The 22389-nt window shown below is 68.6% G+C and carries 24 protein-coding genes; 15 read left to right on the top strand and 9 right to left on the bottom strand.

Annotated elements, in window-relative coordinates; all coding sequences use genetic code 11:
- Window positions 1-5: 5 nt before the first annotated feature.
- Window positions 6-491, top strand: a complete 486-nt coding sequence (locus tag AC3WLY_RS22870) for a YajQ family cyclic di-GMP-binding protein (protein WP_011885818.1) — start codon at window positions 6-8, stop codon at window positions 489-491.
- A gap of 77 nt (window positions 492-568) precedes the next feature.
- Here the strand turns inward: AC3WLY_RS22870 and plsY are convergent, their stop codons facing one another.
- Both plsY and ybaK read right to left on the bottom strand, forming a co-directional pair.
- A complete protein-coding gene (gene plsY, locus AC3WLY_RS22865; RefSeq protein ID WP_204424292.1) occupies window positions 569-1207 on the bottom strand; it encodes a glycerol-3-phosphate 1-O-acyltransferase PlsY in 639 nt (212 codons plus the stop codon).
- Between the two features lie 110 nt (window positions 1208-1317).
- Window positions 1318-1809, bottom strand: coding sequence for a Cys-tRNA(Pro) deacylase (gene ybaK / locus AC3WLY_RS22860; protein WP_347067178.1), 492 nt, complete (start codon window positions 1807-1809; stop codon window positions 1318-1320).
- 238 nt (window positions 1810-2047) lie between these two features.
- On the opposite strand from ybaK, the gene AC3WLY_RS22855 reads away from it, so the two are divergent.
- Window positions 2048-3610, top strand: a complete 1563-nt coding sequence (locus tag AC3WLY_RS22855; protein ID WP_204424296.1) for a class I adenylate-forming enzyme family protein — start codon at window positions 2048-2050, stop codon at window positions 3608-3610.
- Window positions 3611-3669: 59 nt separating this feature from the next.
- Here the strand turns inward: AC3WLY_RS22855 and xerD are convergent, their stop codons facing one another.
- The 3 genes from xerD to queG all read right to left on the bottom strand — a co-directional run bounded on the left by xerD (window position 3670) and on the right by queG (window position 6387).
- Window positions 3670-4620 carry a site-specific tyrosine recombinase XerD gene (gene xerD, locus AC3WLY_RS22850; protein WP_034178857.1) on the bottom strand — a complete coding sequence of 317 codons (951 nt, stop codon included), beginning with the start codon at window positions 4618-4620 and terminating at the stop codon, window positions 3670-3672.
- Window positions 4617-5087: a methylated-DNA--[protein]-cysteine S-methyltransferase gene (locus tag AC3WLY_RS22845; protein ID WP_174382600.1), complete on the bottom strand. Its 471-nt coding sequence runs from the start codon at window positions 5085-5087 to the stop codon at window positions 4617-4619. Before AC3WLY_RS22845 ends, xerD begins: the two co-directional genes overlap by 4 nt.
- Before the next feature lie 64 nt (window positions 5088-5151).
- Window positions 5152-6387 carry a tRNA epoxyqueuosine(34) reductase QueG gene (queG, locus tag AC3WLY_RS22840; RefSeq protein WP_425132525.1) on the bottom strand — a complete coding sequence of 412 codons (1236 nt, stop codon included), beginning with the start codon at window positions 6385-6387 and terminating at the stop codon, window positions 5152-5154.
- A gap of 17 nt (window positions 6388-6404) precedes the next feature.
- Between queG and tsaE the strand changes: the two genes are divergently transcribed.
- Together tsaE and AC3WLY_RS22830 are read left to right on the top strand one after the other, a co-directional pair.
- Entirely contained in the window at window positions 6405-6956 is a 552-nt protein-coding gene (gene tsaE / locus AC3WLY_RS22835; protein WP_175961915.1) for a tRNA (adenosine(37)-N6)-threonylcarbamoyltransferase complex ATPase subunit type 1 TsaE, read from the top strand.
- Complete coding sequence (locus tag AC3WLY_RS22830) at window positions 6938-8473, top strand: N-acetylmuramoyl-L-alanine amidase (RefSeq protein WP_492308921.1); 1536 nt, start codon at window positions 6938-6940, stop codon at window positions 8471-8473. The genes tsaE and AC3WLY_RS22830 overlap by 19 nt, the downstream gene beginning before the upstream one ends.
- 54 nt (window positions 8474-8527) lie before the next feature.
- Here AC3WLY_RS22830 and AC3WLY_RS22825 read toward each other — a convergent pair whose 3' ends face one another.
- Complete coding sequence (locus AC3WLY_RS22825; RefSeq protein WP_492308965.1) at window positions 8528-9406, bottom strand: EamA family transporter; 879 nt, start codon at window positions 9404-9406, stop codon at window positions 8528-8530.
- Window positions 9407-9559: 153 nt separating this feature from the next.
- Here AC3WLY_RS22825 and AC3WLY_RS22820 point away from each other — a divergent pair, with 153 nt between their 5' ends.
- Entirely contained in the window at window positions 9560-10441 is an 882-nt protein-coding gene (locus AC3WLY_RS22820; protein ID WP_492308922.1) for a pirin family protein, read from the top strand.
- 52 nt (window positions 10442-10493) lie between these two features.
- Window positions 10494-11342 carry a thioredoxin gene (trxA, locus tag AC3WLY_RS22815; protein WP_425132523.1) on the top strand — a complete coding sequence of 283 codons (849 nt, stop codon included), beginning with the start codon at window positions 10494-10496 and terminating at the stop codon, window positions 11340-11342.
- A gap of 97 nt (window positions 11343-11439) precedes the next feature.
- On the opposite strand, the gene tcdA is transcribed toward trxA, so the two are convergent.
- A complete protein-coding gene (gene tcdA, locus AC3WLY_RS22810) occupies window positions 11440-12297 on the bottom strand; it encodes a tRNA cyclic N6-threonylcarbamoyladenosine(37) synthase TcdA (RefSeq protein WP_310142246.1) in 858 nt (285 codons plus the stop codon).
- A 128-nt stretch (window positions 12298-12425) separates the two neighbouring features.
- Between tcdA and pdxH the strand changes: the two genes are divergently transcribed.
- The 3 genes from pdxH to AC3WLY_RS22795 all read left to right on the top strand — a co-directional run bounded on the left by pdxH (window position 12426) and on the right by AC3WLY_RS22795 (window position 15733).
- A complete protein-coding gene (gene pdxH / locus AC3WLY_RS22805) occupies window positions 12426-13070 on the top strand; it encodes a pyridoxamine 5'-phosphate oxidase (protein ID WP_175961920.1) in 645 nt (214 codons plus the stop codon).
- 120 nt (window positions 13071-13190) lie between these two features.
- A complete protein-coding gene (locus AC3WLY_RS22800) occupies window positions 13191-14411 on the top strand; it encodes an SAM-dependent methyltransferase (protein ID WP_111016239.1) in 1221 nt (406 codons plus the stop codon).
- 23 nt (window positions 14412-14434) lie between these two features.
- Window positions 14435-15733 (top strand): DUF72 domain-containing protein, encoded by a 1299-nt coding sequence (locus tag AC3WLY_RS22795; RefSeq protein ID WP_492308923.1) that lies wholly within the window; start codon window positions 14435-14437, stop codon window positions 15731-15733.
- Window positions 15734-15775: 42 nt separating this feature from the next.
- Here AC3WLY_RS22795 and msrA read toward each other — a convergent pair whose 3' ends face one another.
- Entirely contained in the window at window positions 15776-16336 is a 561-nt protein-coding gene (gene msrA / locus AC3WLY_RS22790; protein WP_310142253.1) for a peptide-methionine (S)-S-oxide reductase MsrA, read from the bottom strand.
- Window positions 16337-16390: 54 nt separating this feature from the next.
- Between msrA and AC3WLY_RS22785 the strand changes: the two genes are divergently transcribed.
- The 4 genes from AC3WLY_RS22785 to AC3WLY_RS22770 all read left to right on the top strand — a co-directional run bounded on the left by AC3WLY_RS22785 (window position 16391) and on the right by AC3WLY_RS22770 (window position 19796).
- A complete protein-coding gene (locus AC3WLY_RS22785; protein ID WP_492308924.1) occupies window positions 16391-16522 on the top strand; it encodes a hypothetical protein in 132 nt (43 codons plus the stop codon).
- 393 nt (window positions 16523-16915) lie between these two features.
- Window positions 16916-18322, top strand: coding sequence for a selenium-binding protein SBP56-related protein (locus AC3WLY_RS22780; RefSeq protein ID WP_131947550.1), 1407 nt, complete (start codon window positions 16916-16918; stop codon window positions 18320-18322).
- Window positions 18319-18984 carry a hypothetical protein gene (locus tag AC3WLY_RS22775; protein ID WP_175961924.1) on the top strand — a complete coding sequence of 222 codons (666 nt, stop codon included), beginning with the start codon at window positions 18319-18321 and terminating at the stop codon, window positions 18982-18984. Before AC3WLY_RS22780 ends, AC3WLY_RS22775 begins: the two co-directional genes overlap by 4 nt.
- Before the next feature lie 302 nt (window positions 18985-19286).
- The gene (locus AC3WLY_RS22770; RefSeq protein ID WP_034178871.1) at window positions 19287-19796 is read left to right on the top strand and encodes a flavin reductase family protein; all 510 of its coding nucleotides are present in this window, start codon (window positions 19287-19289) and stop codon (window positions 19794-19796) included.
- Here the strand turns inward: AC3WLY_RS22770 and AC3WLY_RS22765 are convergent.
- Window positions 19783-20283, bottom strand: coding sequence for an Lrp/AsnC family transcriptional regulator (locus AC3WLY_RS22765; RefSeq protein ID WP_006477992.1), 501 nt, complete (start codon window positions 20281-20283; stop codon window positions 19783-19785). The genes AC3WLY_RS22770 and AC3WLY_RS22765 overlap by 14 nt on opposite strands.
- A 130-nt stretch (window positions 20284-20413) precedes the next feature.
- Between AC3WLY_RS22765 and kynB the strand changes: the two genes are divergently transcribed.
- Window positions 20414-21055 carry an arylformamidase gene (gene kynB / locus AC3WLY_RS22760; RefSeq protein ID WP_492308925.1) on the top strand — a complete coding sequence of 214 codons (642 nt, stop codon included), beginning with the start codon at window positions 20414-20416 and terminating at the stop codon, window positions 21053-21055.
- A gap of 25 nt (window positions 21056-21080) precedes the next feature.
- Complete coding sequence (gene kynU / locus AC3WLY_RS22755; protein WP_492308926.1) at window positions 21081-22334, top strand: kynureninase; 1254 nt, start codon at window positions 21081-21083, stop codon at window positions 22332-22334.
- Window positions 22335-22389: the final 55 nt, after the last annotated feature.

Below are 22389 nucleotides of genomic sequence, written 5' to 3'. Positions count from 1 at the left end.
ATGCCATGCCATCGTTCGACGTCGTTTCCGAAGCGAACATGATCGAAGTGAAGAACGCCATCGAGCAGTCGAACAAGGAAATTTCGACGCGCTTCGACTTCAAGGGCTCCGACGCGCGCGTCGAGCAGAAGGAACGCGAGCTGACGCTGTTCGCCGACGACGATTTCAAGCTCGGCCAGGTCAAGGACGTGCTGATCGGCAAGCTGGCCAAGCGCAACGTCGACGTGCGCTTCCTCGACTACGGCAAGGTCGAGAAGATCGGCGGCGACAAGGTCAAGCAGATCGTCACCGTGAAGAAAGGCGTGACGGGCGATCTCGCGAAGAAGATCGTGCGGCTCGTGAAGGACAGCAAGATCAAGGTGCAGGCGAGCATCCAGGGCGACGCGGTGCGCGTGGCGGGCACGAAGCGCGACGACCTGCAGAGCGTGATCGCGATGCTGCGCAAGGACGTGACCGATACGCCGCTCGACTTCAACAACTTCCGCGACTGATCGCCGGCCGAGCCGTCCCGTCATCACGCCGGGCCCCGCACACGCGGCGCGCCCGGCGCGCGGCAAGCACCGCTTCGTCAGGCTTTCCCGCCGTCCTGCGCGCCGCCGTCCGCGGCCGCCTTCTTCTTGTCGCCGATCCGGCTCTCCTGCCCTGCGAGCAGCTTCGAAATATTGCCGCGGTGACGCCACACGAGCAGCACGCTCATCGCGAGCACGGCCCATGCGACCGGGTTGCGGCCCGCGCCGAACAGGAACACGTCGAACACCGGCGCGAACACCGCCGCCACCAGCGCCGCGAGCGACGAATAGCGGAAGAAGAATGCGACGATCAGCCAGGTCAGCGCGGTCGCGAGCCCGAGCACCGGGTGTACGGCGAGCAGCACGCCGGCCGCGGTCGCGACGCCCTTGCCGCCCTGGAAGCGGAAGAACACCGGATACAGGTGGCCGATGAATACGGCGATCGCGACCCATGCGACCGCGACGTCGGGCAGGCCGAAGCGCCGCGCGAGCCAGACGGCAATCCAGCCCTTGAATGCGTCGCCGACGAGCGTCAGGATCGCGGCTTTCTTGTTGCCGCTGCGCAGCACGTTGGTCGCGCCGGGATTCTTCGACCCGTACGAACGCGGGTCGGCCAGGCCCATCGCGGCGCTGACGACGACGGCGAACGACACCGAACCGATCAGGTAGGCAACGAGGGCGGCGAGCAGGATCTGCATGCGGAGGACTCTTCTTTCAACGTATCGGTAAAGGGACGGCTCTGTGCGCGGCAAGCCGAAACGGCGCCCATTCTACCGAACGAGCGCGGCCTGCCACGAAGGTGAAACCCTCAGTCGACGCTCGCGCACTGCACGGGCTGCGCGCCGAGCAGCGACGTGAGCACCGCCGGCGCGAGGCTGACGAGGTAGCCGCGACGGCCGCCGTTCAGGTAGATCGTCGGCAATTCGAGGATCGTCGCCTCGACGTAGACGGGCATCGTCTTGCGCGTGCCGAACGGCGACGTGCCGCCGACGAGATAACCCGAATGGCGGTTCGCGACCTCGGGCTTGCACGGCTCGACGCGCTTCGCGCCGATCTGCCGCGCGAGGTTCTTCGTCGACACGGTGCGGTCGCCGTGCATCAGCACGATCAGCGGCTTCGCGTGTTCGTCTTCCATCACGAGCGTCTTCACGACGCTGTGCTCGTCGACGCCGAGCTGGCGCGCCGATTCGCCGGTGCCGCCGTGTTCGACGTATTCGTACGGATGCTCGCCGAACGTGACGCCGTGGCGGCGCAACAGCTGGGTCGCAGGGGTTTCGGACACGTGTCTGGATTTGCTCATGGCGGCATTCTAATGGCGAACGACCGGCGCGCGCGATGGCGTGCCCGCGCCGGCGGTATACTCGCGGCCCGTTTTCCGCGGGGCGGCCCGCGGCGTCGCCGTGGCGATTCCGCCCATCATCATTGCGAACATCGCGAAGCGCTATTGCCCGTTTGGCCGATTGTGGCGCATGCGCCGTCATGGCACGATCGTTCGCAAACATCGTCACGCCGCCGCCCGCCCCTTTTCTGGAGACGCCATGCCCTCGCCCATCCGTTCATCCGAGTCGCTCGACGTCGATGCGCTGCTCGCCGCGCTGCCCGGCCGCATCGCCGACGTGCCCGCGCGCTGGGCAGCGCGGGCGCCCGCGCACCCGGCGCTGATCGAGGACGCGCGCCGCCTGTCGTACGGCGACTTGTCGCAGGCCGTCGATGCGGCGGCCGCGCGGCTCGCGAGCCTCGGCGTGCAGGGCGGCGACCGCGTGATGATCGTCGCGGAAAACTGCGTCGCGCAGATCGTGCTGCTGTTCGCGGTCGCCCGCGTCGATGCGTGGGCGCTCGTGTCGAACGCGCGGCTGTCCGCCGGCGAACTCGATGCGATCGCCGCGCACGCGCGTCCGAAGCTGATCGCGTTCGCGACGGACGCATCGCCCGACGCACGTGCCCACGCGGCGCGGCTTGGCGCAACACCCGCCGGCGCGCTGCCGGTCGACATCGGCACCTGGTCGTATCGCGTCGATGCGAGCGCGCCTGCCGAACCGGTGGCCGCCGACGGTGCCGCGCAATGCGCGGCGCTGATCTACACGACCGGCACGACCGGCGCGCCGAAAGGCGTGATGCTGTCGCACCGCAACCTGCTGTTCATCGCGGCGACGTCGAGCACGTTGCGCCGCGTGTCGCCGGACGACGTCGTCTACACTGTGCTGCCCGTGTCGCACGTGTACGGGCTCGCGTCGGTCTGCCTCGGCAGCCTGTACGCGGGCGCGACGCTGCGGCTCGCGCCGCGCTTTGCGCCGGAGGCCGTGCGCATCGCGCTCGCCGACGAAGGCGTCACGATCTTCCAGGGCGTGCCCGCGATGCACGCGAAGCTGCTCGAACACCTGCACACGCACGGCCACGCGTGGCACGCGCCGCGCCTGCGCTTCGCGTATTCGGGCGGCTCGCCGCTCGATGCGAACCTGAAGGCGCGCGTCGAGGGCGTGTACGGCATGCCGCTGCACAACGGCTACGGGATGACCGAAAGCAGCCCGACGATCACGCAGACGCCGCTCGACGCGCCGCGCGCCGACAGCTCGGTCGGCGTGCCGATTCCGGGCGTCGACATGCGGATCGTCGCGCCGGACGGCACCGACGTGCCGCAAGGCGAAGTCGGCGAGATCCGCGTGCGCGGGCCGAACGTGATGCTCGGCTACTACCGCAACGCGGACGCCACGCGCGCGGCCGTGTCGCCGGACGGCTGGCTGAGCACCGGCGATCTCGCGCGGCAGGACGCAGACGGCGCGGTGACGATCGCGGGCCGCAGCAAGGAACTGATCATCCGGTCCGGCTTCAACGTGTATCCGGTCGAAGTCGAACAGGTTCTGAACGCGCATCCGGACGTCGTGCAGGCAGCCGTCATCGGCCGCGCGGTCGAAGGCAACGAGGAAGTGCTCGCGTTCGTCGAGCTGGTGCCCTGCGCGGCGGCGGACGAAGCGGCATTGCACGCATGGTGCGCGGAGCGATTGGCGCCTTACAAACGCCCTGCTCACATCCGCGTGCTCGACGCATTGCCGGCCGCATCGACCGGCAAGGTGCTGAAGCACAAGCTGCGCGACCTGGCCTGACGCCTGCCGGCGCGCGCCGCGAAGAATGCGCCGTGCCGGAATCGCGCGCCCCCCGTGCACTAGCCGCGCGGATGGTGTTGCGCGTGCAGCGTCCTCAGCCGCTCGCGCGCGACGTGCGTATAGATCTGCGTGGTCGAGATGTCGCTGTGGCCGAGCAGCAACTGCACGACGCGCAGGTCGGCGCCGTGGTTCAGCAGGTGTGTCGCGAACGCATGCCGCAGCGTGTGCGGCGACAGGTGCGCGCGCACGTCGGCCTGCTGCGCGTGGCGCTTGATGATGTTCCAGAACTGCTGGCGCGTCATTCCGTCGCCGCGCGCGGTCACGAACAGCGCATCGGCCGCGCGTGCGCCGAGCAGCGCCGGCCGCGCATTGCGCAGGTAGCGCTCGATCCAGCCGTGCGCGACTTCGCCGAACGGCACGAGCCGCTCCTTCGAGCCCTTGCCCATCACGCGCACGACGCCCTCGTTGAGGCCGACCTCGACGGTCTTCAGCGTCACGAGCTCGCTCACGCGCAGCCCGCTCGCGTACATCAGCTCGAGCATCGTGCGATCGCGCAGGCCGAGCGGCGTGTCGATGTCGGGCGCACCGAGCAGCGCCTCGACCTGCGCCTCGGACAGCGTCGACGGAAACCGGGCCGCCTGTTTCGCGGACGTGATCCGCAGCGTCGGGTCCGCGCTCGCGCGATGCTCGCGCACGGCCCAGCCGTAATAGCGACGGAACACCGACAGTCGCCGGTTCGACGACGTCGCCTTGCCGTCGCTGCGCGCGGCGATATAGCCCGTCACCATCGCCTCGTCGGCCGAATCGAGCGGCGCGTCGTGCGTCGCGGCCAGCCATCGGGAAAACAGCACCAGATCGCGCCGGTACGCGTCGAGCGTGTTGCGCGAGAGCCCGTGCTCAAGCCACAGCGCATCGCAGAACACGTCGATCGACGCGCGGCTCGCGAGCAGCGCGGGCGATGCCGCGGCGGCATCGTCGTCGGCTTCGGGGGAAATCAGCGGTTCGCTCATCGGTACGGCACGCCCTCGTGCGCCAGCAGCCAGCGCTTCACTTTCTGGTAGTAACCGTTGTCGTCGTGGTTCGCGAAGCCGCCGAGGCCGCCTGCCGCGACGACGCGATGGCACGGGATCACGAGCGGGAAGTAGTTCGCGCCGCACGCCTGGCCGACCGCGCGCGGCGCGCTGCCGATCCGCTTCGCGACCTGGCCGTAGGTCAGCACCGTGCCGGGCGGGATATCGCTGATCACGTCCCACACGCGGTGCTGGAACGCGCTGCCGACTTCGGCGAGCGGCAGGTCGAAGCGCGCCGACGCGCGCTCGAAATAACGTTCGATCTGCTTGACCGCGCGCTTCGCGAGCGGCGAATCCGGATCGACCGACTTCACCGATTCGGGCAGATAGACGATCTCGCGCACCACCGCGGCGTCCGTGCGGATGCCGACCTTGCCGAACGGCGCGTCGATGACTGCATTGAACATTGCCCTCTCCTGAGCGATGGATGCGCGCGGCACCGCCGCGCGCCGACGACACTTTACGCCGCCTTCACGCGGCGCGCAGCGCCCATTCGACATGCTCGCGCACGACCGGCGACGGATCGTCGGCCCGCGCGCGCAACGCGGCGACGATCGCGTCGCGCGCCTGCGGCGAAAGCCGGTCCGCGCTCGCGCGCAGCGCATTGCCGAGCCCGACCGCGAGATTGCGCAGCCAGCTTTCGTAGCCGATGCGCCGGATCGCGCTGCCCTGCATCCGCGTATCGAACGCTTGCGCGTCCCACCCGAACAGCTCGACGAGCGTCGCGCGGTCGAGGCCGTGCCGCACGTCGAAATCGGCGACGGGTGCGGCCTGCGCGAACTTGTTCCACGGGCACACGAGCTGGCAGTCGTCGCAGCCGTACACGCGATTGCCGATCATCGGCCGCAGCGGCTCGGGGATGCTGCCTTTCAGCTCGATCGTCAGGTACGAGATGCAGCGGCGCGCATCGACGCGGTACGGCTCGACGATCGCGCCGGTCGGGCACGCATCGATGCAGCGCGTGCAACTGCCGCAATGCGCGCCGGGCGTCTCGGGTGCGGTATCGGGCGACGTATGCGCGTCGGTCGGCAGCGGAATATCGACGTAGATCTCGCCGAGGAAGAACAGCGAACCCGCGTCGCGCTGCAGCAGCAGCGTGTGCTTGCCGCGCCAGCCGACGCCGGCCTTCTGCGCGAGCTCGACCTCGAGCACGGGCGCCGAGTCGGTGAACACGCGATAGCCGAACGCGCCGATCTCGTGCTCGATGCGCTCCGCGAGCGTCTGCAGCCGGTTGCGCAGCACCTTGTGATAGTCGCGGCCGCGCGCATAGATCGACACGACGGCCGCCTGCGGATCGTCGAGCCGCGCCCGTTCGCGCGCGCGCCAGTCGTGCAGCGCGAGCGCGCCGGGCTCGCCGTCGGGTGCGCCGGCGGCGAGTGTTTCGGCCGGCAGGTAGGCGAGCCGCACGGAAATCACGCGTCGCGTACCGGCCACAAGTTCGGCCGGCCGCGCGCGTTTCATCCCATGTTTCGCCATATAATCCATTTCGCCGTGGTATCCGGCTTCCAGCCAGGCGGCGAGGCCTGCTTCGGCATCCGAGAGATCGGTATCGCTGATGCCGATCGCCCCGAAACCCAATTCGCGCCCCCACGTCCTGATGCGAGCGGCGAGCGCAGTCAAGGCCGCATCGTCGAGCGCGCACGGCGCCGCGCCTTCGGCATGAGTCGAAGGCCTGTCGGATGCGGCGAGTTCCGGTAATCGGTTCATCGCACTATTTTACGAGAATGCCAGCCACGTCCCATACGCCTCACGCCGCCATGCTGCCGGCCCCGCTCGCGGAGCGCGTGATCGCGCTCGCCGACGAAGCGGCGACCGATGCTTTCGGCACGCGCTTCGCGCATGCGCTCGACGCGGCGCGCATCGATCTCGCCCGCGCGCACGCGTTCGACGGGCTGCAGATCCAGCTGGTCGGCGATCTCGGCGCGGGCAAGACGAGCCTCGTGCGCGCGATCCTGCGCGGCCTCGGCCACCAGGGACGCGTGCGCAGCCCGACCTATACGCTCGTCGAGCCGTACGCGCTCGAACGCAGCGATGGGGAACTCGAGGTCTATCACTTCGATCTGTATCGATTCAACGATCCGGCCGAATGGTCCGACGCAGGCTTTCGCGAATATTTCAATTCCAGCGCGATCTGCCTCGTCGAATGGCCGCAACAGGCGGGCGCGCTGCTCGGCGTGCCCGATCTGGTTTTCTCGCTCGACGTGGATGGCGACGGCCGCACCCTCACCGTCCGGGCGTACAGCGCTTCAGGAAAGGCATGTCTCGAAAGATGTTGATCAAACCGTTCCGCTCGATCGAATCGGCGGCCACCGCGACGCATAACTGGCGGCGCCGCCAGATCCTGCGCGCGGGCGCGTCGACGCTGGTGCTCGGCCTCGTCGCCCCGCGGCTCGCGCACGCGTCGTCGGTGCTCGGCGTGCGCGTGTGGCCCGCGCGCGATTACACGCGCGTCACGATCGAATCCGACCAGCCGCTGCAGAATAGCCAACAACTGCTGCAGGGGCCGGACCGTCTCGTCGTCGACCTGAACGGCCTCGATCTCGACCAGGCGCTGCGCGACCTCGTGTCGAAGATCGCGCCGAACGATCCGCAGATCCAGTCGGTGCGCGTCGGCCAGTATCAGCCGCACGTCGTGCGGATGGTGTTCGACCTGAAAGGCTCGGTGAAGCCGCAGGTGTTCACGCTGCCGCCGGTCGGCACCTACAAGTACCGGCTCGTGTTCGACCTGTATCCGGCCGTCGCGCCCGATCCGCTGACCGACCTGATCGCGCAGACGGAACGCAAGGAACAGGCGCTCAACGACACGGCGCGCGCGCAGCAGATGCAGCCGCCGAGCGCGCTGAACGGGCCGGCGACGCCGCCCGTCGCGGGCAACGACAACAGCGACGCGTTCTTCCAGCGCTTCGCGCAGAACACGCCGGCCACGCCGGCCACGCCGCACACGCCGCCCGCTGCCGGCACGCCTGCGACGCCCGCGAAGCCGGCCGTCAAGCCGCCGCCCGTCATCGCGCGCCGCGACGACAGCGACGACGACGGCGACACCTACAAGTTCACCGCACCGAAATCCGGCAAGGGCGGCACCGTACGCCTGCTGACGGTCGCGATCGATCCGGGCCACGGCGGCGAGGATCCGGGCGCGATCGGCGGCGGCGGCACGTACGAGAAGCACATCGCGCTCGACATCGCGAAGAAGCTGCGCGCGAAGATCGACGGCGCGCCGAACATGCGCGCGATGATGACGCGCGACGCCGACTTCTTCGTGCCGCTGAACGTGCGCGTGCAGAAGGCGCGCCGCGTGGGCGCCGATCTCTTCGTGTCGATCCACGCGGACGCTTTCACGACGCCGTCCGCGCGCGGCTCGTCGGTGTTCGCGCTATCCGATCACGGCGCGTCGAGCGCCGCGGCGCGCTGGCTCGCGAACAAGGAGAATTCGTCGGACCTGATCGGCGGCATCAACATCAAGACGCAGGACGCGGCCGTGAGCCGCGCGCTGTTCGACATGTCGACGACCGCTCAGATCCGCGATTCGATGCGCTACGGCAACTACGTGCTGAAGGAAGTCGGCGGCATCAACAAGCTGCACAAGGGCTCGGTCGAACAGGCCGGGTTCGCGGTGCTGAAGGCGCCCGACATTCCGTCGATCCTCGTCGAGACCGCGTTCATCAGCAACCCGGACGAAGAGCGCAGGCTCAACGACGACAGCTATCGCGACGAGATGGCCGACGCGATCTTCCGCGGCATCAAGCGTTATTTCGCCGCGAATCCGCCGCTTGCGAAGAACCGGATGGCCTGACGGCCGTACCCGGCCACCCCGCCCCACCGCCGGCACGCAGCGCGTGCCGGCGCGTCACGACGGCGCGAAGCGGCGCATCAGTTTCCCGCCGAACACGTTCACCGCGAGCCCGCCCATCACGAGCGCCGCACCGAGCAGTTGGGCGCGCGTCAGGTGCTCGTCGAGCAGCAGCGCCGACGACGCGAGCCCGACGATCGGCACCAGCAGCGAAAATTGCGCGACCTGCGCGGCCGGGTAGCGCGACAGCAGGCGGCTCCACAGCCCGTAGCCGAGCAGCGTCGCGACGAACGCGAGATAGACGACCGCGAAGATCGACGCACCGTCGAGCCCGGCGAGCGCGGTCGCGATCCGCTGCGGCCCTTCGAACCACAGCGACAGCAGGAAGAACGGCACGGGCGGCACGAGGCTCGCCCATACGACGAGCGACACGAGGTTCGCTTTCCCGACCTTCTTCGTGACGATGTTGCCGAACGCCCACATCGCGGCCGAGCAGATCGTCAGCAGGAAACCCGCGAGCGTCATCGCACGGCCGCCCTGCGCCGCGATCACGACGAGCCCGCCCGCGGCGATCGCGAGCCCGACCAGGTTCTGCACGCGCAGCTGCTCGCCGAGGAACAGCATCGCGAACACCAGCGTGAAAAACGCCTGCGACTGCAGCACGAGCGACGCGAGGCCGGCCGGCATGCCGACGTACATGCCGGTGAACAGGAACACGAACTGGCCGAGCTGGATCGTCGCGCCGTACAGCACCAGCAGGCGCCACGGAATCTGCGGCCGGCGCACGAAGAACACCGCGGGCACGGCCGCGAGCGTGAAGCGCAGCGCGCCGAGCAGCATCGGCGGCATCCCGTGCAGGCCGACCTTGATCACGACGAAGTTAACGCCCCACGCCAGAATCACGACCAGCGCGAGCAGCAAGTCCTTCGGGGCCATCATCGGCGTCTCCTCGATTGTCGAATCGTTGTTCCGAAGCGCGTCAGTCTACCGGGTTTCGCCGCCCGGCCAGATACCCGCGCGGCGCGCATGGAATCGTCGGCGGGCGGCTATTACAATGACCTGCATCCCCATTGCATCACCGGACCCGCCATGACCGACTCGATCAAAGCCCTGCTGAAGCCGCACGTGCGCGACATCGGCAACCTGCAGGTGCGCCGCACGCTGCCCGCGCTCGCAGCGCGCCTCGTCGGCCCGTTCATCTTCTTCGATCACATGGGGCCCGCCACGCTGCCGGCCGGCACCGGGCTCGACGTGCGCCCGCATCCGCATATCGGGCTCGCGACCGTCACCTACCTGTTCGACGGCGCGATCCTGCACCGCGACAGCCTCGGCTCGCGGCAGGAAATCGTGCCGGGCGACGTGAACTGGATGACGGCCGGCCGCGGGATCGTCCACTCCGAACGCACGCCCGACGCGCAGCGCGCAAACGGCCACACCGTGCACGGAATCCAGACCTGGGTCGCGCTGCCGCGCGCGCACGAAACCACCGAGCCGTCGTTCGAGCACCATGCGGCCGACACGCTGCCGAAGCGCGACGAAGACGGCGTGTCGCTGACGGTGATCGCCGGCGATGCGTTCGGGCTGCGCTCGCCGGTCACGACGTTCTCGCGCACGCTGTACGTCGCGGCCGAATTCGCGGCCGGCGGCCGCATCGAACTCGACGCGTCGCACCAGGAGCGCGCGGTCTACGTGGTCGACGGCGATCTCGCGATCGACGGCACGCCGGTTCCGGCCGAGCAGATGGCCGTGCTCGCGCCGGGCGCGGCGGTCACGCTGACGAGCGCCGGCGGCGCGCGCGCGATGCTGCTCGGCGGCGACAAGATCGACGGCGAGCGCTTCATCGAATGGAATTTCGTCGCCAGCAGCCGCGACGCGATCGCGCGCGCGAAGGAAGCCTGGACGCGCCAGGAAATGGGCAAGGTGCCGGGCGAGACCGAGTGGATTCCGCTACCCGAGTCGAAGCCGCGTTGAAAAACGGGCGCGCCGCCCCCATCCTGACGATATTCGAACGGAAGAGAACGACATGGACACCACGCTTGCCACATTCGAGAAAGACGTCATCGAGGCGTCGCTCGACACGCCCGTGCTGGTCGACTTCTGGGCGCCGTGGTGCGGCCCCTGCAAGACGCTCGGCCCGCTGCTCGAAAAACTCGAAGCCGATTACGAAGGCCGCTGGAAGCTCGTGAAGGTCAACGTCGACGAGAACCAGGAACTCGCCGCGCACTTCCAGACGCGCAGCATCCCGCACGTGATCGCGTTCGCGGACGGGCGCCCGGTCGACCAGTTCGTCGGCGTGCTGCCCGAAGGGCAGTTGCGCGCGTTCCTCGACCGGCTGCTGCCGGCGCCCGAGGAAGCCGAACGCCGCGCCGCGCAGTACGCGATGGCCGAATCGCGCTACGACGACGCGCTCACGCACCTCGAAGCGGCGCTCGCGCTGAACCCCGGTTTCGACGACGCACGCCTCGACCTGATCGAACTGCTGCTCGCGAACAACCAGGTCGAAGTCGCACGCGCCGAGGCCGAGCGCCTGTCGCCGCAGATCGTGGACGGCGGCGATCCGCGCTACCAGGCGATCAAGACCCGTTTCGACGCGCTCGACGCAACGGCCGACCTGCCGCCGACCGACGCGCTCGAAGCCCGTATCGCGGCGAACCCGGGCGATCTCGACGCGCGCTTCGACCTCGCGCAGAGCCTGATCGCGCGGCGCGAGTATGAAGGCGCGCTGGAGCAGTTGCTGGAAATCGTGCTGCGCGACCGCGCGTACGGCGACGATCTCGGCCGCAAGACGATGATTTCCGTGTTCGAGCTGGCGGGCGACCGCCCCGAGATCGTCGCCGGATGGCGGCGCAAGCTGAGCATGGCGCTCAACTGACGAACGACCGGCCGGGCCGCAACGGCCCGGCCGGTCGCCGTATCGCTGGCAGCGCGTGCCCGCGCCGCAGCATGAAGCAACGCCCGCGCGTCGCCGATCAGCCCGCGGCCTGCGCCGCGATCGCGCGCAGCGCATGCGCGGCGGCCGCGAAGCCGAAGCTCGCGGTCACGCATACGCTCGAACCGAATCCCGCACAGTTGAGCCCTGCGACGTGCGCGGCCGTGGACGGCTCGGCGCCGTCCTCGATGTCGCATGCGGCCGCTTCCGGGTAGATCAGCGGCTCGTCCGAATACACGGCGCTGATCTTGAAACGCGCCTTCGGCCCGCGCGGAAAGCCGTGCTGCTTGCGCAACTGCGCACGCACCTTCGACAGCAATGGATCCTGGATCGTCAGCGCGAGATCGTCGATCCGGATGCGCGTCGGGTCGAGCTGCCCGCCCGCGCCGCCGACCGTGACGAGCGGCTGCCGCTTCGCGACGCACCATGCGATCAGCGCGACCTTCGTGCGCACGCTGTCGATCGCGTCGATCACATAGTCGAAGCCGCCGCCGAGCAGCGCGTCGAAGTTGTCGGGTTCCGCGAAATCCTCGATCCGGTTCACGCGGCACGCGGGATCGATCAGCGCGATCCGCTCGGCCATCGCGTCGACCTTCGGCTTGCCGTAATTGCCGTCGAGCGCATGGATCTGCCGGTTCGTATTGCTTTCCGCGACGTTGTCGAGATCGATCAGCGTCAATGTACCGATCGCGCTGCGCGCGAGCGCCTCGGCCGTCCACGACCCGACGCCGCCGATCCCGATCACCGCGACATGCGCACGCTCGAAAGCGGCGGCCGCCGGCGCGCCATACAGCCGCGCGACGCCGCCGAAACGCCGTTCGCGATCCACGTCAAGCTGGATTGTCGGGGTCGGGGTAAGATCAGAAGAACTGGGCGGGGCAGTGTCGGCAGCGGACATGGCAGCAAGGAAAACGTAAGTCGAGCAGCCCTCTATTTTGCCTGAACTCCCCGCTCCCACGCGCCACTGTGCACGCACGATTCTTGCGCGTTCGCTATACTGGCCCCAGATTGAAGCGTTTGCATAACATGACGACTCTCGCCGATCTCCGCATCAACTATTCGCGTGCTTCGCTCGACGAAGCCGATGCCGCCCCCGACCCCTTCGTCCAGTTCGACCGCTGGTTCAAGGAGGCGCTCGCCGCCAAACTGCCCGAGCCGAACACGATGACGCTCGCGACCGTCGGCGCCGACGGCCGGCCGTCTGCCCGGATCGTGCTCATCAAGGGCGTCGACGAACGCGGGTTCGTCTTCTTTACCAATTACGAAAGCCGCAAGGGGCGCGATCTCGCCGCGCATCCGCAAGCGGCGCTGCTGTTCTACTGGATCGAGCTCGAGCGCCAGGTGCGCATCGAAGGCCGGATCGAGAAAACCAGCGCCGAAGAAAGCGACCGCTATTTCGCGTCGCGCCCGCTCGGCTCGCGCATCGGCGCATGGGCGTCCGACCAGAGCGCGGTGATCGACAGCCGCGCGACGCTCGAAGCGCGCGAAAAGGCCGTCAGCGAACGCTACGGCGACACCCCGCCGCGCCCGCCGCACTGGGGCGGCTACCGCCTCGTGCCCGACGCGATCGAGTTCTGGCAGGGGCGCCCGTCGCGGCTGCACGACCGTCTGCTCTATACGCGCGACGCCGACACGTCGCAAGGTTGGACGATTTCGCGCCTGTCGCCGTAAGCGCGGCGCCGGCACACGCCGGTCGTGTCTCGTGTTGCATCCGGGCGCCCGCGTCGCAAGCGGCGGGCGCCGTCAAGATACTTGGCTGTATTCGATTCAACGAACAAACGGAGAATCCAAATGTTCTGGGAAAAGAAGCTGGCACAGTGGGCGGACGAAGTACGGGCGAAAGCGAACATACCGGCGCGCCTCGTGCTGTGGAACGGCGAACAACTCGATTTCGGCACCTTCAGCGCGCCGCAGGTCACGCTGAAGGTCAACAGCGCGTCGGCGTTGCCGCTCTTGCTCGAACCGAGCCTCGACAATCTCGGCGAGGCATACGTGAAGGGCAAGATCGACATCGAGGGCAAGCTGTCGGACATCATCAACATCGGCTACTCGCTCGCGCGCAGCACGGTGACGAGCGCGAGCAAGCTCGCGCGCGTGAAGCGCTACTTCAACCACACGAAGAACACCGACAAGAAGGCGATCCAGTACCACTACGACGTCTCGAACGAGTTCTACAAGCTGTGGCTCGACGAGAACATGGTGTACTCGTGCGCGTACTTCGAGAACGGCGACGAGGATCTCGCCACCGCGCAGATCAAGAAGATCGACCACATCCTCACGAAAATCCAGTTGCAGCCGGGCCAGCGCCTGCTCGATATCGGCTGCGGCTGGGGCGCGCTCGTGCTGCGCGCCGCGCAGAAGTTCGGCGCGACGTGTCTCGGCGTGACGCTGTCGCAGAACCAGTTCGACCTCGCGACCGCGCGCGTGAAGGCCGCGGGATTGGAAGACAAGATCGAGATCCGCCTGCAGGACTACCGCGAGATCGACGGCCAGTTCGACCGCATCACGAGCGTCGGGATGTTCGAGCACGTCGGCCGCAAGAACCTGCCGCTGTACTTCTCGCGGGTGCGCGAACTGCTCGCCGACGACGGCATCGCGATGAACCACGGCATCACGTCGACCGACGCGGAAAGCGGCGAAACGGCGCTCGGCGGCGGCGAGTTCATCGACCGCTACGTATTCCCGGACGGCGAGCTGCCGCACATCAGCCTCGCGCTCGAAGCGGCCCAGCGCGGCGGGCTGGAAGCGGTTGACGTCGAAAGCCTGCGGCGGCACTATGCGCGCACGCTCGACATCTGGACGGAAAACTTCGAGGCGAAGGCCGAGGAGGCGCGAAAACTCGTCGACGACGAAAAATTCCGCATCTGGCGCGTGTATCTCGCCGGCTGCGCGTATGCGTTCGAACACGACGACGTGTCGATCTTCCAGATCGTGTGCCGCAAGGCCGGACGCAGCGCGAAAACGCTGCCGTGGTCGCGACGCTATATGTACGAACACGCGCTGCCGCGCTAGGCGGCGCTTCACGCTGGGCATGCATGGGTGACGGCAGGACGCGGCGCAAGGCGCCGCCGGAACGACAGCAGCGCGACGACACGGCCGAGTCGCACGCCGACGGACAATTCGACCTGTTCGGCGTGCCGGCGGACGCTGCACGCGCGTCGTCGCCCGCGGACGACACGCCCCCTGCAAACGCCGATGCACGCGTGACTTCGAACCCGCATGACGATGCGCGGCAGGCGCCGCCCGCCCGCGCAGCCTCCCGCCTTTCCGACGAAGCACCGCCGCCCGCCTCCGGCCTGCTGTGGGACGACCCGTCGCCGCCGGCCGCGCCGCCGAAGAAAAGCCAGCGCCGGCGCGGCGTGCCGCCCGCGCCGATCGCGGCGGACGTCGCCAAGGCAGCGGCCGGCCTGCCGCCCAACGTCCGGCTCGGCACGTCGTCGTGGTACTTCCCCGGCTGGAACGGCATCGTCTACGACGGCGATTTCGCGCAGACGAAACTGTCGCGCGAAGGGCTCGAAGCATACGGCGCGCATCCGCTATTGAAGAGCGTGAGCCTCGACCGGTCGTTCTACGGCCCGCTGTCCGTCGCGGACTACCTGCGCTACGCGCAGCAGGTGCCCGACGATTTCCGCTTCGTCGTGAAGGCGCCGGCCGCCGTGACCGACGCGGTCGTGCGCGGCCGGCGCGGCGAGCCGTCGGGGCCGAACCCGACCTTCCTCGACGCGCAGCTCGCCACCCGGGAATTCGTGCAGCCGTGCGTCGAAGGGCTCGGCCGGAAAGCCGGCGTACTCGTGTTCCAGTTCTCGCCGTTGCCCGATCATCTGCTCGCCGAACCGGCCGCGCTGATCGACCGGCTCGCCGCGTTCTTCGCGGCGCTGCCGCCGCTGCCGCCGGAAGCCGAGGGCCCGCGCTACGCGATCGAGATCCGCGACGCGAGCCTGCTCACGCCGCGCTTCATCCGCGCGCTCGCCGCGCTCGGTGTGCGCTACTGCGTCGGCCTGCACGCGCGGATGCCCGACCCGCTGCGCCAGGCCGCCGCGCTCGCGCTGCTCGACGGCGACGCGCCGGGCCCGCTGATCGTGCGCTGGAGCCTGCACGGCGGCTTCAAGTACGAACAGGCGAAAGCGAAGTACGAACCGTTCGACAAGCTGGTCGACGAGGATCCGGCCACGCGCTCGGCGCTCGCCGAACTGGCCGCGCGCTATGCGCTGGCCGGTCAGCCGGTGCTCATCACGATCAACAACAAGGCGGAAGGCTCCGCGCCGCTGTCGTGCATCGCGCTCGCGCGCGAGATCGCCGCCGCGTGCGCGCAGTGGCGCGGCGAGGCGGCTTAACGTCGGTTTCGCCGGTTTCGTCGGTTTCCGCCGTTCGCACGCTTACGCGCCGCGCAGCGACTTCAGCCGGTGCGAGAACTTCTGCCGGAATTTCGCGAGCTTCGGCCCGATCACGACCGAGCAGTAGCCCTGCCCCGGGTTACGCGCGTAATAGTTCTGGTGATAGTCCTCGGCCGGCCAGTAGTTGCCGTCGAGCGGCACGACCTGCGTAACGATCGGCTGCCCGAACACCTGCTCGCGCTCCAGCTCGCGGATCACGTCGAGCGCGGTATCGCGCTGCGCATCGGAATGCGTGAACACGACCGACCGGTACTGCGTGCCGACGTCGTTGCCCTGCCGGTTCAACTGGGTCGGATCGTGCGTCGCGAAGAAGATCTCGAGGATCTCGCGATAGCCGATGCGCGCCGGATCGAACGTCACGTTGACGACTTCCGCGTGGCCCGTGTCGCCTTCGCAGATGTCGCGATAACCGGGATTGCGCGTGTGGCCGCCCGCGTAGCCCGACTGGACGGCCGTCACGCCGTCGACGTCGAGAAACACGGCCTCCGTGCACCAGAAACACCCGCCTCCCAACGTCGCGGTTTCAAGCATTGCGTTCCCCATGAAATCAGCCCCTCGTTGATGACGGCAGCCGGCACGCAGGTGCCGGCGCCACCGTTGCCTCTCGCCGCCGCGCGTCCGTGGTACGCGACGCAGCGGCACTTCGGCAAGTATCTCACTCGCGCGCGAACCTGGCAGATCGCACAGGTGCCGCGCGCGACCGACCGCACGTTTCTCGACTACACTTAGGCACGCGTGACCGCGGCGCAAACCGTCCGGCCACGCAAAGCGTCCGATGCACGCCCGACCCTGATGCACCCATCATCTGCCGGAACATCGATATGCACGTCTTGACAGACATCGCCCGCGTTGCGGGCCCGGTCGCCGCCACGTCGCGAGCCGACGCTTCAGCCGTACCATCGCGACGCCGTGCGCCCGTATCACCGCGGGCGCGACGATCCCGCACCTCGTCTTCACCCGCATTCACGATCTGATGCACGGCGCCGCGCGTGTCGCCGACGCGTGCGTCCGCCTGCCGATCACGCCCGCCGGCGAGATGCGCGCCGCGCGGCCACCTCGACCCGCACGCCCGCAGCGCACGGCCGTGCGTCAGTAGTCCGATACCACCGAGAGGGCATCACCATGAGCATGCGGCCTGACCCGACGTTTCACGCTTCTCCCGAGCTTGCGATGCAGGCGCCGGCGGAAGAGTTTGCCTATACGTTGTTGCTGAGCCCCGATTTTTCCAGACCCGACGCGCTCGCCGTGATCGACGTGAAGCCCGGCTCGCCGACCTACGGAAAGATCGTGCACACGGTGACGATGCCGAACACCGGCGACGAGTTTCACCACTTCGGCTGGAACGCGTGCTCGTCGGCGCTGTCGCCGCTGACCGGCCATGCGTTCCTCGAACGCCGCTTCCTGATCATCCCCGGCCTGCGCTCGTCGCGCATCTACGTGATCGACACGAAGCCGCACCCGACGCAGGCGCGCATCCACAAGATCATCGAACCCGACGAGATCTTCGCGAAGACCGGTTATTCGCGGCCGCACACCGTTCACTGCGGCCCCGAGGGCATCTACGTGAGCACGCTCGGCGGCGCGGGCAAGGACGGCACCGACGGCGCGCCCGGCATCTTCATCATGGATTGCGAAACCTTCGACGTGCTCGGCCGCTGGGAGATCGATCGCGGCCCGCAGGACAAGCACTACGATTTCTGGTGGAACCTGCCGCGCGACTACATGGTGTCGAGCGAATGGGCGCTGCCGCCGCAATTCGAGAACGGCATCGTGCCCGAGGACCTGCTCGCGAACAAATACGGGCACCGGCTGCATTTCTGGGACCTGCGCGCGCGGCGCAACGTGCAGACGATCGATCTCGGCGCGCAGCACCAGATGGCGCTCGAAGTGCGGCCCGCGCACGACCCGGTGCGCGAATACGGATTCGTCGGCGTGGTGGTCGATACGACGAACCTCGAAGGCTCGATCTGGACCTGGTGGCGCGAGGACGGCAAGTTCCATGTGAAGAAGACCGCGACGATCCCGGCCGAGCCGGCCGCGGCCGACGAACTGCCGCCGCTGCTGAAAGCGTTCGGCGCGGTGCCGCCGCTCGTGACCGACATCGACCTGTCGCTCGACGACCGCTTCCTCTACGTGTCGTGCTGGGGCACCGGCGAGATGCGCCAGTACGACGTGTCGGATCCGCACAACCCGGTGCTCGCGGGGTCGGTGCGGATCGGCGGCATCGTGCGCCGCGCGCCGCACACGAACGGCCGCGCGTTCGCGGGCGGCCCGCAGATGGTCGAGATCAGCCGCGACGGCCGGCGCGTGTACTGGACCAACTCGCTCTATTCGACGTGGGACGACCAGTTCTATCCGGACGGCGTGCCGGCCGCGCAGGTGCTCGCGCATGCGGGGCCGGACGGCGGGCTGACGCTCGCCGACGATTACTGGGTCGAGTTCCCCGACGGCTATCGCGCGCACCAGATCCGGCTCGAAGGCGGCGACTGCTCGACCGACTCGTTCTGCTACCCGTCGGTCAAGCGTTGAACACCGGACTTCACGCGCAGTTCGCGCTGTGGGCGGCCGTGCTCGCGAGCGGCGTGTATCACGGGCTCAATCCCGCGATGGGCTGGCCGCTCGCGGTGTCGAACGCGCTGATGACGCGCCGCGGCGGCGCGCTCGTCGCGGCGCTCGGCTATCTCGCGCTCGGCCATGCGCTCGCGGTATTCGCGGTGATGCTGCCGTTCGGGCTGCTCGCCGCGCTGCTCGCGTGGCAGTCGGCGATCCGGATCGGCGCGAGCGCGCTCGTGATCGGCTTCGGCGCCGTGCTGCTGATCCGGCGCCGGCATCCGCGCGCGCTTGCGCGGATCCCGCCGGCGCGGCTCGGCCTGTGGTCGTTCGCGGTCGCGATCGCGCACGGTGCGGGGCTGATGCTGGTGCCGATCTACCTCGGGCTTTGCGGGCTCGACATGGACGCCGGCCACCGCGCGGCGGCCACGCTCGTCGATGCGCATCTCGGGATGGCGCTCGTCGTCGCGGCCGTGCATGCGGCCGCGATGATCGCCGCCGGCGGCGGGCTCGCGTGGCTCGTGTACCGCTATCTCGGGCTGAAATTCGTGTCGCGGAGCTGGTTCAATCTCGATGCGGTGTGGGCGTCGAGCCTGATCGTGACGGGCGCGCTGTCGCTCGGGCTGGCGGCGACGCAATAGCACGGGCATCGATAGCGCGCGCGGTGGATCGGCGGGTGGACGGACCGACGGCACCGCACAAAAACGCGACAGAACGGCCATGCCGACCGCGCGCCATCGTGATCCTGGCATCGCGCCGCAGCGTTCGTTACGTCACGCTATCCTCGCAATGCGCCGTCCGGCCGGGCCCGGCGGCGCCGATTCCGCTAAAATCGGGCCATGCGCACCACTTCCCAACCGACCGCCTTGTCGCCTTTCGTCCGCCGCGCCCGTCACCCCCGCGTCGCGTCGCGCCCGCCCGTTTCGTTCCGGATGGCCGCCCGATGAGCCGCGCCAATCCGCCGGATTTCGACGCGGCCGCCTTCCGCCAGGCGCTCGGCCAGTTCGCGACGGGCGTGACGGTGATCACGACGCGCGCGCCGTCCGGGCAATTGATCGGCATCACCGCCAGCTCGTTCAACTCGGTATCGCTCGATCCGCCGCTCGTGCTGTGGAGCCTCGCGCACAAATCGGCATCGACGCCCGTATTCCGCGGCAACAGCCATTACGTGGTGAACGTGCTCGCCGCGTCGCAGCTCGACCTGTGTAAGCGCTTCTCGACCTACAAGGGCGACCGCTTCGAAGGAATCGCGCATGTGGCCGGCAACTCGGGGATGCCCGTGCTCGACGGCGCGCTCGCGTGGTTCGAATGCCACAACCGCAGCCGCTATGACGAAGGCGACCACGTGATCTTCGTCGGCGAAGTGGAACGCTGCGGCGTGCGCGCCGCGTCGGACGAGACACCGCCGCTCGTGTTCCACGGCGGCGGCTTCCACGGCCTTACACCGCTTTGATCGCACCCGTGCGCGCCAGCCCGACCGGCGCGCCGGCTTCGTCCTTCAGCGTCTGCAGCACGATGTTCGAACGGATGTCCATCACGCCCGGCGCCTTGTAGAGCCGGTTCAGCACGAAATCCGAATAGTGCTTGAGGTTGTGCGCGAGCACGCGCAGCAGATAGTGGCTCTCGCCCGTCACGACGAACGCGCCGACCACCTCCGGCCATTCGCGCAGCGCTTCCGCGAAGCGCTCGTGCCATTGATTCTCTTCGTTGCGCATCGATACCTGCACGAACGCCTCGAGCTCGAAGCCGAGCTTCTCGCGGCTCAGGCACGCGCGATAGTGCTCGATCACGCCCTGCTCCTCGAGCAGACGCATGCGGCGCAGGCAGGCGGACGGCGAAAGCGAAATCCGTTCCGCCAGATCGAGATTGCTGATTCTGCCCTCCTCCTGCAATACCGCCAGAATCCGGCAGTCGGTGGCATCGAGCGTGATCGCGTGCATTTTTGGTCCCCGTTTTCCCTCTCAGTCGAATTATCTGCCAATCCGGCGGATTGTCCATGTTTATTTCGCAAGCACTTTCTGCGAGCGTCCACCTATCATTCGAAGCATCGATTCACCGATTCGTCATGCCATGGACACTCTCTGGGACATCTCGCCGCCTGTCAGCCCCGCCACCCCCGTGTGGCCGGGCGATACGCCGGTTTCCGTCGAACGCGTGTGGCGGATGGAGGCCGGCTCGCCGGTCAACGTCGCGCGTCTGACGCTGTCGCCGCATACGGGCGCGCACTGCGACGCGCCGCTGCACTACGACGCCGACGGCGCGCCGATCGGCGCCGTGCCGCTCGACACCTATCTCGGCCCGTGCCGCGTGATCCATTGCATCGGCGCATCGCCCGTCGTGCAGCCGGCCGACGTTGCGGCCGCGCTCGACGGCGTGCCGCCGCGCGTGCTGCTGCGCACCTGTGCGCAAGCGCCGGTCACGCAATGGGACCCCGGCTTCTGCGCGGTCGCGCCTGAAACGATCGACCTGCTCGCCGCGCATAGCGTGAAGCTGATCGGCATCGACACGCCGTCGCTCGACCCGCAGGAATCGAAGACGATGGACGCGCATCACCGCGTGCGTGCGCACCGGATGGCGATCCTCGAAGGCATCGTGCTCGACGACGTGCCGCCCGGCGACTACGAGCTGATCGCACTGCCGCTGAAGTTCGCGACGCTCGACGCGAGCCCCGTGCGCGCGGTGCTGCGCGCGCTGCCCGCGCGTGCTTCCTGATTACCCCGACCTACGACCCCACATCATGATCAAGACCCGTGAAGACGCGCTCGCCCTCGACCGCGACGACCCGCTCGCCCCACTGCGCGACCAGTTCGCACTGCCCGACGGCGTGATCTACCTCGACGGCAACTCGCTCGGCGCGCAGCCGCGCGCGTCGGCCGTCCGCGCGCAGCAGGTGATCGGCGCCGAATGGGGCGAAGGGCTGATCCGCAGTTGGAACACGGCCGGCTGGTTCGCGCTGCCGCGCCGTCTCGGCGACAAGCTCGCGACGCTGATCGGCGGCGCGCCCGGCGAAACGGTCGTGACCGACACCATCTCGATCAACCTGTTCAAGCTGCTGTCGGCGATGCTGCGTCATCAGGCCGGGCGCGCGCCCGAGCGCCGCGTGATCGTGTCGGAACGCTCGAACTTCCCGACCGACCTGTATATCGCGCAGGGGCTGATCGAGCAGCTCGGCGGCGGCTACGAGCTGCGCCTGATCGACGATCCGGCCGACCTGCCCGACGCGCTCGGCGCGGACACGGCCGTCGCGATGATCACGCACGTGAACTACCGCACCGGCTACATGCACGACATGCCGGCCGTCACGCAGCTCGTGCACGACGCTGGCGCGCTGATGCTGTGGGATCTCGCGCACTCGGCCGGCGCGGTGCCGGTCGACCTGAACGGCGCGCGCGCGGACGGCTCGGTCGGCTGCACGTACAAGTACCTGAACGGCGGCCCCGGTTCGCCCGCGTTCGTGTGGGTGCCGCAGCGCCATCACGCGCACTTCTCGCAGCCGCTGTCCGGCTGGTGGGGCCACCGCGCGCCGTTCGCGATGCAGCCGGGCTTCGCGCCCGATCCGGGCATCGCGCGCTTCCTGTGCGGCACGCAGCCGATCGTGTCGATGTCGATGGTCGAATGCGGGCTCGACGTGTTCCTGCAGACCGACATGCAGGCGATCCGCCGCAAGTCGCTCGCGCTGACCGACGCATTCATCGCGCTCGTCGAAGCGCGCTGCGCGGGCCTGTCGCTGAAGCTCGTCACGCCGCGCTCGCATCACCAGCGCGGCTCGCAGGCGAGCTTCGAGCATCCGCACGGCTACGAAGTGATGCAGGCGCTGATCGCGCGCGGCGTGATCGGCGACTACCGCGAGCCGTACGTGCTGCGTTTCGGCTTCACGCCGCTCTATGTGCGCTTCGTCGACGTGTGGGATGCCGTCGAGACGCTGCGCGACATCCTGGCCACCGATGCGTGGAAGGCGCCCGAGTTCGCCGAACGCGGCGCGGTGACCTGACCGGTTTTGCCCGGCGCGCGCCGCAGTGACGTGCGGATAACGCGCCGCGCCCCGT

The sequence above is a fragment of the Burkholderia sp. FW306-1C-G01B genome, from assembly GCF_058781685.1.
This window is presented reverse-complemented; position numbering and strand designations above follow the sequence as displayed.